The organism is Amycolatopsis sp. NPDC006131 (genome assembly GCF_040614175.1).
Lineage (GTDB): Bacteria > Actinomycetota > Actinomycetes > Mycobacteriales > Pseudonocardiaceae > Amycolatopsis_E > Amycolatopsis_E tucumanensis.
This window is the reverse complement of record NZ_JBEXTX010000177.1, coordinates 1-10,416: the sequence shown is the minus strand read 5'-3', so window position 1 is coordinate 10,416 and position 10,416 is coordinate 1. Positions and strand designations below refer to the sequence as shown.

General features: G+C 71.9%; 10 protein-coding genes. 3 read left to right on the top strand and 7 right to left on the bottom strand.

All coding sequences use genetic code 11. From position 1 onward, the window contains the following. Positions 1-834: 834 nt before the first annotated feature. A complete protein-coding gene (locus ABZ215_RS41785) occupies positions 835-1,575 on the bottom strand; it encodes a GAF and ANTAR domain-containing protein (RefSeq protein ID WP_354956358.1) in 741 nt (246 codons plus the stop codon). 182 nt (positions 1,576-1,757) lie between these two features. Here ABZ215_RS41785 and ABZ215_RS41780 point away from each other — a divergent pair, with 182 nt between their 5' ends. Next, the gene (locus ABZ215_RS41780) at positions 1,758-2,102 is read left to right on the top strand and encodes an STAS domain-containing protein (RefSeq protein ID WP_020422194.1); all 345 of its coding nucleotides are present in this window, start codon (positions 1,758-1,760) and stop codon (positions 2,100-2,102) included. Between the two features lie 4 nt (positions 2,103-2,106). Here the strand turns inward: ABZ215_RS41780 and ABZ215_RS41775 are convergent, their stop codons facing one another. Further along, positions 2,107-2,862, bottom strand: coding sequence for a GAF and ANTAR domain-containing protein (locus ABZ215_RS41775; protein ID WP_020422193.1), 756 nt, complete (start codon positions 2,860-2,862; stop codon positions 2,107-2,109). Between the two features lie 138 nt (positions 2,863-3,000). Next, positions 3,001-3,726, bottom strand: a complete 726-nt coding sequence (locus ABZ215_RS41770) for a class I SAM-dependent methyltransferase (protein WP_354956356.1) — start codon at positions 3,724-3,726, stop codon at positions 3,001-3,003. A 101-nt stretch (positions 3,727-3,827) separates the two neighbouring features. On the opposite strand from ABZ215_RS41770, the gene ABZ215_RS41765 reads away from it, so the two are divergent. Then, the gene (locus ABZ215_RS41765; RefSeq protein ID WP_354956354.1) at positions 3,828-4,250 is read left to right on the top strand and encodes a MarR family transcriptional regulator; all 423 of its coding nucleotides are present in this window, start codon (positions 3,828-3,830) and stop codon (positions 4,248-4,250) included. 176 nt (positions 4,251-4,426) lie between these two features. On the opposite strand, the gene ABZ215_RS41760 is transcribed toward ABZ215_RS41765, so the two are convergent. The 4 genes from ABZ215_RS41760 to ABZ215_RS41745 all read right to left on the bottom strand — a co-directional run bounded on the left by ABZ215_RS41760 (position 4,427) and on the right by ABZ215_RS41745 (position 8,863). Beyond that, on the bottom strand, positions 4,427-5,419 hold the full coding sequence (locus ABZ215_RS41760) for an LLM class flavin-dependent oxidoreductase (protein ID WP_354956352.1): 993 nt from the start codon (positions 5,417-5,419) through the stop codon (positions 4,427-4,429). 21 nt (positions 5,420-5,440) lie between these two features. Then, positions 5,441-5,737, bottom strand: coding sequence for a metalloregulator ArsR/SmtB family transcription factor (locus ABZ215_RS41755; protein ID WP_027931232.1), 297 nt, complete (start codon positions 5,735-5,737; stop codon positions 5,441-5,443). Positions 5,738-6,104: 367 nt separating this feature from the next. Then, positions 6,105-7,109, bottom strand: coding sequence for a glucose-6-phosphate dehydrogenase (coenzyme-F420) (gene fgd / locus ABZ215_RS41750; protein ID WP_020422190.1), 1,005 nt, complete (start codon positions 7,107-7,109; stop codon positions 6,105-6,107). Positions 7,110-7,168: 59 nt separating this feature from the next. Beyond that, positions 7,169-8,863 carry an AMP-binding protein gene (locus ABZ215_RS41745; protein ID WP_354956350.1) on the bottom strand — a complete coding sequence of 565 codons (1,695 nt, stop codon included), beginning with the start codon at positions 8,861-8,863 and terminating at the stop codon, positions 7,169-7,171. A gap of 141 nt (positions 8,864-9,004) precedes the next feature. Here ABZ215_RS41745 and ABZ215_RS41740 point away from each other — a divergent pair, with 141 nt between their 5' ends. Continuing rightward, positions 9,005-10,336, top strand: coding sequence for an MFS transporter (locus ABZ215_RS41740; protein ID WP_237338709.1), 1,332 nt, complete (start codon positions 9,005-9,007; stop codon positions 10,334-10,336). The last annotated feature ends 80 nt before the right edge of the window (positions 10,337-10,416 follow it).

The following is a 10,416-nucleotide window of genomic DNA, read 5'->3' as shown; positions in this document are numbered from 1 at the left end:
GAGAAGGGTGTTCAGGTCGGTCGTCACAAACTGATCTTGAACACCCTTCGCCCGTCTTCGACTACCGCCTCGACTTACGCATTAATCGTCTAGCCTACGGCCCGCCCGGTGGGCGGGTAACACCGCCGGGCAACCACGCCCGCCGTGGACGGTCAGCGGACGGCCAACGCCCGGCAGGCGGCGCGCGGTTGCGCCTTGGCCGACGAGCCCGCCCGGTTGACCTCCCAGCGCATCCAGCCGCATTCGCTGAACGCGACGGCGAACACGGCGGTCGAGCGACCGCACCGAGGCGGACGCCTCCGACACCTCGGCCGGCGGCCGGCAGTGGCGCGCCAACCTATGAAGCCTGCCCGGTTGACCTCCCAGCGCCCCCAGTTGCGCTCACCGGCACATTCCACCGCGGAACGACCACGCCAAGGCGGCCACTCAGCGGGCCGCCGACACCACCGGCAAAACGGCCCACAATCACGCACCAACCAACAAAACCCGCCCGGCAGACCTCCCAGCGCCCCCAGCCGCGCTCGCCAGCACATTCCACCCTGGAACGACCACGCCGAGGCCGATACTCAGCGGGACTCCAGCACCACCGCCAAACGGCCCACAGTCACCCACCAACCAACAAAACCCGCCCAGCAGACCACCCAGCGCCCCCAGCCGCGCTCGCCAGCACATTCCACCCCGGAACGACCACGCCAAGGCCGATACTCAGCGGGACTCCAGCACCACCGCCAAACGGCCCACAGTCACCCACCAACCAACAAAACCCGCCCAGCAGACCACCCAGCGCCCACCTGCCCACATCACCGCCCGCCGAGCCACGCCCGAGGCGGACACTCAGCGCGCCCGCAGCACCTCCGCCAGCCGGCCCTCGTGATGGGCCGTCACCAGCGCGGCCGCCACGTCGCGCAGTTTCACGTTCCGCTGCTGCGACATCCGCTTCAGCGCGGCGAGCGCCTCGTCCGCTGTCTGGTGGCCGTGGTGCATCAGCAGGCCCTGCGCCTGCGCGATGACCGTCCGCGTGCGCAGCGCTGTCTGCACGTGCCCCAGCAGGCGGATGTTGTCGTGGTAGAGCGCGCTGTTGTCGAACGCCACGCCCGCGTGGAGGGTGAACAACAGCGCCAGGTCGTGTGAATCCTCGTCGAAACGGCCGCGCTCGGCGGAGAGCACGCTGAACGCCGCGCCGGACTCGGCGCCGGGCAGTGGCAGCGTCAGCGCGCTGCCGAACCCGTGCCGGCGCAGGTGCGCGCTGTAGGCGGGCCACCGCTCGTCCGTCGCGGTGTCGTCCACCCGCCGCGGCTCGCGGTAGGTCAGCGCCTCCGTGACCGGGTCCGGCCCGGACCCGTCGGTCGGCGGCTCCGGCAACGGCTTGCCCGCGGACGCGAGCACCTCGGCCGTCCCCGCCGGCGTGCGGACCGTGATGGACGCGCGGTCGCAGCCCGGCAGCAACGCGCAAGCACGCGCCACGTACCGGGACAGGGTCGAGGTGACGTCGTCGTCGTCCACCAGCCTGCCGATCTCGGCGAGTTCCTGCGCGATCGTGAGCACCGCGGGTGCGGACAGGAGCGATTCGCTCATGACACCTCGTCTCTTCCACACGACCTGCCGGTCCTCGTCCGGCAAGCCTAGCCGGGCGATGCGGTAGGGTCGGTTGCGTCACGGTTATACAAGCAGCTGTGGCTCGCCAGTTTCCGTCGGCAGCGCGGTGTCCGTGTCCTGCCCTGTTTCGCGAGCCCACGAGCTTGCCCCAGGAGATACCAGTGACGAACCTGAAAGTGGAGTGGACCTACCGGCCCGACGCGCTCGTCGTGACCGTGACGGGTGAAATCGACGCCGGAACCGTCGTCCACCTGCGGGACGGGCTGGGGGCGGCCCGCGCGGGGGCGCCGGTGCCCCCGCCGCGCACGCTGGTTCTCGACCTCCTGCGCGTCGGATTCCTCGACTCGGGCGGCCTCGCGTTGCTGGTCGAGGTTTCGCGGGAGTGCGAGGCCGCCGGGCAGGAGTTCATCCTGGTCTGCACGAGCCGCCCGGTGCTGCGCCCGCTCGAGCTGACCGGGCTGGACCGAGTCTTCACGATCGCCTCGGCGGTGCCGTCGGCGGCCTGACGCATCAGTTCGGCAGGCTGTCGTCCGGGTCCACCACGTGCCCGGAGTGCTCGGCGACGAACCGCGCCGAAATGGTGTGCAGCTTGACGTTCTCCCGCTGGGACTGCCCCACCAGGAGCTGGAACGCCTCGTCGGCGCTGATCCGCCTCGCCGCCATCAGGATGCCCTTGGCCTGCTCGATGACCCCGCGCGTGCGCATCGCCGCGCGCAGCTGGCGCACCTGTTCCTGGGTGCGCAACGCGCGTCTGGACAGGTGCAGCACCGTGTCCACGACCGTCGCGTACAGCTCCAGGTACTTCTGGTCGACGTCGCGGAACCCGTGCTCGCCGAACCCGAACAGGTTGATCGCGCCCATCGCCTCGTCGCGCACCTGCAGCGGCGAAGCCAGGTAGCTCGCCACCCCGTGCCCGGCCGCGACGGCGGAGAACCCGGGCCACAACTCCCGCGCCGTGCCGACCTCGACCCGGACCACCTGCCCGGTGCGCGCCGCGCGCAGGCACGGGCCGTCGTCCTCGTCGTACTGCGCCGCGTCGATGCGCGTGGCGCGGTCGTCGGTCGAAGCCACCGATCGCGCGCCGGAATCGTCGAGCACCGTGATCGAGGCCATGTCGGCCCCGGGCACCACGCGCACGACCTGCTCGCAGACCACCCGCAGCAGCACGTCGAAGTCGTCGGTGTTCCCGACCGTGCCGGCCAGTTCCTCGAGTGCACGGGTCACCTCGTCGAGGTGTGCGAGCTGGCCTGCCGCACCGTCGCTCATCCTGGTCGTGTCCCTTCCTGGCAACCATCCGGAGCGGGGCGAGCGACCAGCGACAGACAGCACCGGGCCCGCACCCGGTCGCTGTCTGCTCAACAACCCGGCCGATATTACCCGGCCGCCCGGCGGGCGGATCGCAGGTCAGGAGCGGGTGCGGCGCAGACGTGCCAGCAGGTACCGCGCCCGCAACTCGATCCCGCCCGCGCGGTGCGTGGCTCGGGCTTCGATCGCGTCGCCCACAGCGGCGTGCAGGTCGTCCCACCGGCCCTCGGCTTCCAGGCGCGGACGCTCGCGCTGGGCGTGGCCGGCGGTGTCGACGAAGAACCCGGCGGCCGTCTCCACGTCGGGGAAGATCAGGGGCAGGTCGTGCGCGTCGGCCGCGTCGAGCCGGAGGCGGTGGGGCGTCAACAGATCGGCGAGGGCGGCGGGGTCACCCCAGCGGGAGGGCGGCGCGCCGGTGGGCGGTGGCAGGAAGGGCGCCATCGCGGCACCGGTGGCAGGCAGGAGGCTGCCCGGGACCCACGAGGCGAGCACGACGCGGCCGCCCGGTTTGGTGCAGCGGGCCAGTTCGCGGGCCGCGGAGCCGGGCGCGTACATGACGCCGAAGACCGACAGGACCACGTCCGCGGCGCCGTCGGCGATGGGCAGCGCGGCCGCGTCGCCGACCAGCCAGCCGACCGCGGCGCTCCGCGTGGCGCCGATCCGCACGAGGGCGGGTTCGAAGTCGACGGCGATGGTGCGTGCCCGGGTGGCGGCGAGCAGGGCCGCGTTGCCGGTGCCCGTGGCGATGTCGAGCACCATGTCCCGGGCGGTGATCGCGGCTTCGTCGACGACCTGCCGGGCGACCGGTTCAAGTCGGCGCGCCATCGACGGGTAGTCACCGTCGCCCCAGGTGGTACTACCCTGAACAAAAGCTTCAATGGCACTCATATTTAGTGCAGTCTAAGCATATGCGGCGGGAGGGACAAGTGGCACATGATCCGGCGCTGGTCGGCGAGGTGGCCGCGTTGCTGTTCGACGTGGTGGAGCGCGCGCGGCAGGTCTACGGCGAGGCGTACCGGGCGGAGGGGCTGACCGAGCTGCAGTGGCTGGTGCTGCGGCGGCTGCGGCAGGAGCGGGAGGCGCCGCCGATCGGGCAGCTGGCGGCCTGGCTGGACACGGAGCCGCCGACCGTCACGGCGCTGGTGGACCGTCTGCAGGCGCGGGGACTGCTCGAACGCCGCGCCGACGAGGCCGACCGGCGGGTGCGCCGCATCCACCTGACGGCGGCTGCCGAGACCGCGCTGAAGCGGATCGACAGCCACGCCGCGAGCGGCTCACCGTGCCGGGAGCTGGGGGCAGGGGAACTCGCCGAGCTGCGGAACCTGCTGATCCGCATGCGACGCGACTAGCGCTTGGGCGCCGCTGACCGCCCGGACCGGCCGCGCCAGCGCGGCACTGTCCAGGGGCAGCGCGCCGCCGATCCGCTTGTGGGCGGCACCCGCGCCTGCAGCCGACCTCCGGCTGCACCACGCGGGTCCGCGGCCGGCACCTGCGCGCCCCGGGCTGGGGCGGCCAGCCGGAGTTCCTACGCGACCGCCGCCATGGCGTTCGCCGTCAGCTCCACCGACCGGACCCGGTCCGCGATGTCGTGCGCGTGGTGCGCCAGGATCAGCTCGTCGGCCTGGGCTTCGGTCGCGAAGTCCGCCAGGTAGGCGCGCACCTCGTCGGGAGTGCCGACCGCGGTGTAGCGCGTCATCGACGCCAGGCCGCGGCCGCGCGGCGAGGCCAGGAACGCGTCGATCTCCGCGTCGGTGAAGTTCGCCCCCGCGCGGCCCTGCGACAGCATCGCCCGGGTGCGCGCCCGGTACGCCACCGACCGCTGGGCCTCGGCCTCGTCGTGGTCCTCCGCCGCGAACACGTTCGCCCCGGCGATCACGTACGGCTCGGCGAGCTGCTCCGACGGCTGGAACCGCTCGCGGTACAGCGAGACGGCCTGGTGCAGCGAGTCCGGCGCGAAGTGCGACGCGAACGCGTACGGCAGCCCGAGCTGGGCGGCCAGCTGCGCCCCGAACAGCGACGAGCCCAGGATGTAGAGCGGCACGACGCCCTCGGCCCGCGGCACGGCCCGCACGCCTTGCACGGCCTTGCCGCTCAGATAGGCCTGCAGCTCCAGCACGTCCCGCGGGAACGAATCCGCCGACATCGGGTCGCGCCGCAGCGCCACCATCGTCTGCTGGTCGCTGCCCGGCGCCCGGCCGAGCCCGAGGTCGATGCGTCCCGGGAACAGGGTCTCCAGCGTGCCGAACTGCTCGGCGATCACCAGCGGCGAGTGGTTGGGCAGCATGATCCCGCCGGCGCCCAGCCGGATGGTCGACGTGTGCTCGGCGACGTGCCCGATCACCACGCTGGTCGCGCTGGAGGCGATGGACGCCATGTTGTGGTGCTCGGCGTACCAGACCCGCCGGTAGCCGCTGCGCTCGGCGGCCTGCGCGAGCGCCACGCTGGCCGCGAAGCTCTCGCGCGCGGTCTGGCCGGGCGCGATCGGCGCGAGGTCCAGTACGGACAGGACTGGGGACATGACGGGCTCACCTTTTCCGGGTCACAGGTCGCGGTGCAGTCGCTCGGTGAAGGCGCGGATGCGGTCCTCGTCGCGCCGGTAGTAGGTCCACTGGCCCTGTCGCGTGGCCAGCAGGAACCCGGCACGCTGCAGGATGGCCAGGTGCGCCGAGACCGTCGACGCGGAGGTGCCTGCCTTCTGCTGGATCAGGCCGACGCACACCCCCAGCCCGGCCGTGTCGGCAGCCGCCGGGAAGCTGGCCGCCGGGTCCTTGAGCCACTCCAGGATGCGCAGCCGCGTCTCGTTCGCCAGGGCCTTGCACTCAGGGAGCACCCGCACCGTCCTTCGACATTTCGCTAATTCCCGAAATTACTCCCGCCGACGAGGGGTCCGCACCATGACGCCGCTCACGGGCGGCGACGACCGGTGCCGAGACGCGGAGGCAGGAGCGATCGGCTAGTGGCCGGAGCACTCAGAGCAGGCAGCCGTGGCGGGAACCGCTCCGGCCGAAAAGCCGCGCCGGTCAGGTGCCCAGGCCCGTGATCGCAGCGAGGCGGAGCAGCTGCGATCACGGGCCTGCGGCCCGCGGCCGCGCACGGCACTCAGTCCAGGCACACAGCCACGACGGGAACCGCCCCGGCCGCAACCGGGTCAGGCCAGAACGGCGCCGCTCACGGACACGCGGACCGTGAGCGGCGCGCGGGGGTCAGCCCAGTGCGCGCAGGCGGGGCAGGACGTCCTCGGCGAACTGCGTCAGGAACCGCTCCTGGTCGTGGCCGGGGCCGTGGAACACGAGGTGGTTCAGGCCCGCGTCCAGGTACGGCTTGATCTGCGCGACGGCCTCGTCCGGGTCGGAGGCCACGATCCACCGCTTGGCGACCTGCTCGATCGGCAGCTCGTCGGCCAGGCGCTCCATCTCCTCGGCGGAGGACACGCTGTGCTTCTGCTCCGGGGTCAGCGACAGCGGCGCCCAGAACCGGGTGTTCTCCAGCGCCTTCTCGTGGTCCCGGTCGTAGGACATCTTGATCTCGATCATCTTGTCGATGCCCGCGACGTCCCGCTCCGCCGCCGCGGCACCCTCGGCGACCGCCGGCATCAGCTTGTCGTTGTAGAGCTCCATGCCCTTACCGGAGGTGCAGATGAAGCCGTCGCCGGCGCGGCCCGCGTACTTGGCCACCACCGGGCCGCCCGCGGCCACGTACACCGGCACCGGCTGCTCCGGCCGGTCGTAGATCTTGGCGTTGACCAGGGTGTAGTACTCGCCCTCGAACGACACGTTGTCGGTGGTCCACAGCTCGCGCATCAGCTTGATCGCCTCACGCAGCCGCGCGAACCGCTCCTTGAACTCCGGCCACTCCCGGCCCGACACCGCGATCTCGTTGAGCGCCTCGCCCGTGCCCACGCCGAGAATCACCCGGCCGCCCGACAGCAGCGACATCGTCGCGAACGCCTGCGCGATCACGGCCGGGTTGTACCGGAACGTCGGGGTCAGCACGCTCGTCCCGATCTGCACCCGGTTCGTCCGCTCGGCCACCGCCGACATCCAGGACAACGCGAACGGGGCGTGCCCGCCCTCGTGCCGCCACGGCAGGAAGTGGTCGGACACCATCACCGAGTCCAGGCCCAGCTCCTCGGCCCGCACGGCGTACTCGACCAGATCCCGCGGACCGAACTGCTCCGCCGAGGCCTTGTAGCCGACTTTCAGACCCACGTTCGTCCTCCCTCACACTGGTTGCTCACCTCCAACCTACTGCGCGCGGGAGGGACCGTTCAGCCGCGCAGGTCCGGGAACTGGTCGTCGCGCCACTCCGCGGGGCTGCCCGTGCCCAGCTCGTCCTCGCGGGACCGCAGCTCGACGCGCCGGATCTTGCCGGAGATCGTCTTGGGCAGCTCGAAGAACTCGAGCCGCCGCACCCGCTGCCACGGCGCGAGGTTCTCGCGGGCGTGCCGCAGGATCGACAACGCGGTCTCCTTGGTCGGCTCGTGGCCGGGCGCGAGCGCGACGTAGGCCTTGGGCACGGCCAGCCGCACCGGGTCCGGCGCGGGCACGACCGCCGCCTCGGCCACCGCAGGGTGCTCGATCAGGACCGACTCCAGCTCGAACGGGCTGATCTTGTAGTCGCTGGCCTTGAACACGTCGTCGGTGCGGCCGATGTAGGTGATGTAGCCCTCGGCGTCGATCGTCGCCACGTCACCCGTGTGGTAGTAACCGCCCGCCATGGCCTCGGCGTTGCGCTCGGGGTCGCCGCGGTAGCCGGTCATCAGGTTCACCGGCGAGCGCGACAGGTCCAGGCAGATCTCGCCCTCGCCGGGGCCGGTCAGCGGCTGCCCGCTCGCCGGGTCGACCAGCACGACCGGCACTCCGGGCAGGGCGCGGCCCATCGAGCCGGCCTTGACCGGCGAGCCCGGCGTGTTGCCGACCTGCGCGGTCGTCTCGGTCTGCCCGAAGCCGTCCCGGATCGTCAGCCCCCACGCCCGCCGGACCTGCTCGATCACCTCCGGGTTGAGCGGTTCGCCCGCGCCGATGACCTCGCGCAGCGCGGACGGCCGCTCGCCCAGGTCGGCGTTGATCAGCATGCGCCACACCGTGGGCGGGGCGCAGAACGAGGAGACTTCGCGCTTCCGCAGCTGCTCCAGCAGCGCGGCGGCGTCGAAGCGGCGGTAGTTGTAGACGAAGATCGTCGCCTCGGCGATCCACGGCGCGAAGAAGCACGACCACGCGTGCTTCGCCCACCCGGGCGAGGAGATGTTGAGGTGCACGTCGCCCGGCCGCAGCCCGAGGAAGTACATCGTGGACAGATGCCCGACCGGGTAGGACACCTGGGTGTGCTCCACCAGCTTCGGCCGGGACGTGGTGCCCGAGGTGAAGTACAGCAGCAGCGGGTCGCCGGGCGCGGTGCCCGGGTGCTCGACCGGGACGTGCGGCGTGTCCGCGGCCTCACGCAGGTCGGCCCAGCCGTCCGCCGCGCCGACGCTGATCCGGGTGTAGCCGCCGGGCACGTCGGCGAACTTGCCGGTGTCGGCGGCGTTGCAGATGACGAACTCCGCGCCGCTGCGGGTGATCCGGTCGGTCAGGTCGGCCGGGCCGACGGCGCTGGTGGTCGGCAGGATCACCGCGCCCAGCTTCATGATCGCCAGCATCGACTCCCACAGCTCGACCTGGTTGCCGAGCATCAGCAGCACCGGAACGCCGCGGCGCACGCCCCGCTCGCGCAGCCACGCGGCCAGCCGGTCCGAGGCGCGGGACATCTCGGCGAACGATCGCTGTGTGGTGGTGCCGTCCTCCTCGGCGATCACCAGCGCGGGCCGGTCGTTGTCGCGCGCAATCGCGTCGAACCAGTCCACCGCCCAGTTGAACCGCTCCCCCAGCTCGGGCCAGCGGAACTCGGCCACGGCGCGGGCGTGGTCCTCCCGCAGCGCCACCAGCTGGTCCCTGCTCGCACGGTAGGCATCGGTCGCGTTCACCGCTTTGTGTCCTTTCGCTCGGGCTGCCCGACATCATGCAATCGGCCGCCGCCGGGGCGATACCCACGGATGGGGGTAGCGCCCGTTTTGTCCATACCGGACGATTCCTGGCCAGTGAGACCTCAACGACGAGGAGAACCCGTGTCGAGCCAGACCCCGGCGGTCCCGATGCGCAAGGTGGCCGTGGCCAGCTGCGTCGGGACGACCATCGAGTACTACGACTTCTTCATCTACGGCACCGCGGCCGCGCTGGTGTTCCCGAAGGTGTTCTTCCCGGCGCTCGGCGCGACGGCCGGGACCGTGGCCGCGTTCGCCACGTTCGCCGTCGCGTTCATCGCCCGGCCGGTCGGCGCGATCCTGTTCGGACACTTCGGCGACCGCATCGGCCGCAAGCGCACCCTGATCTCCACGCTGCTGCTGATGGGCATCGCCACCGTCCTCATCGGACTGCTGCCGGGCGCGGCGACCATCGGGGTGGCCGCGCCGATCATCCTGGTCGTGCTGCGGTTCGCGCAGGGGCTCGCGGTCGGCGGCGAGTGGGCCGGGGCGACGCTGCTGACCGCGGAGTACGCGCCACCGGCCAAACGCGGCCTGTACGCGGTGTTCCCGCAGCTGGGCCCCGCGATCGCGTTCGCGTTGTCCAGCGGCACGTTCCTGGTGACGAACCTGGTGATGGGCGACGCGGACGCCGCGTTCCTGGACTACGGGTGGCGGGTGCCGTTCCTGGTGAGCATCCTGCTGGTGGCCGTCGGGTTCTACGTGCGGATGAGCATCGCCGAGACCCCGGCGTTCGTCGCGGCGGGCGGCACCGCGGGCCTGGACCGCCCGAAGCGGCTGCCGTTCCTGGAGGCGGTGCGCAAGCAGCCGCGGGAGATCCTGCTGTCGGCCGGTTCGCTGACGATGCTGTTCGCGTTCTTCTACATGGGCACCACGTACCTGACCAGCTACGGCACGAGCAAGACCGGGGCGGGGCTGACGCGGCCGGTGGTGCTGGGCATCGGCATCGCGGCGGCGGTGGCGTTCGGGATCGTCATCGTGGTCGCCGGCGTGCTGTCGGACCGGCTCGGGCGGCGGCGGGTGATCGTGTACTCCTCGGCGCTCGGCGTGGTGTGGTCGCTGGCGCTGTTCCCGTTGCTGGACACCGGCAGCCCGGTCGCGTTCGCCGTCGGTGTGCTGGTCACGCTGATGATCTTCGCGGTGGCGTACGGGCCGGCCGGGTCGTTCCTGCCGGAGTTGTTCCAGACCCGCTTCCGCTACACCGGCGCCGGGCTGGGCTACAACCTCGCGGGTGTCCTGGGTGGCGCGATCCCGCCGCTGGTGGCGCCCGGCCTGACCGCGAGCTTCGGCAGCATCGCGGTCGGCGTGATGCTCGCGGTGACGGGCCTGATCTCGCTGGTGTCCACGCTGGCGCTGAAGGAGACCCGCGGCACCGCGATGACGGCGGGGCAGGCCAGCGAAGCGACCGTGGCCTGAACCGGGGGCCGGTGGCGCCGCGCGGCGCAGATCGGAGGAGCGGCGTGTAGGGCAAGAGTGGTTAATGCGGGGTGTTGGTA

What these genes read in the sequence shown, in the direction of transcription:
- ABZ215_RS41785 (WP_354956358.1), bottom strand. Translation starts at nt 1,575, where the DNA reads ATGAGCGAATCGCTCCTGTCCGCACCCGCGGTGCTCACGATCGCGCAG.
- ABZ215_RS41775 (WP_020422193.1), bottom strand. Translation starts at nt 2,862, where the DNA reads ATGAGCGACGGTGCGGCAGGCCAGCTCGCACACCTCGACGAGGTGACC.
- ABZ215_RS41770 (WP_354956356.1), bottom strand. Translation starts at nt 3,726, where the DNA reads ATGGCGCGCCGACTTGAACCGGTCGCCCGGCAGGTCGTCGACGAAGCC.
- ABZ215_RS41760 (WP_354956352.1), bottom strand. Translation starts at nt 5,419, where the DNA reads ATGTCCCCAGTCCTGTCCGTACTGGACCTCGCGCCGATCGCGCCCGGC.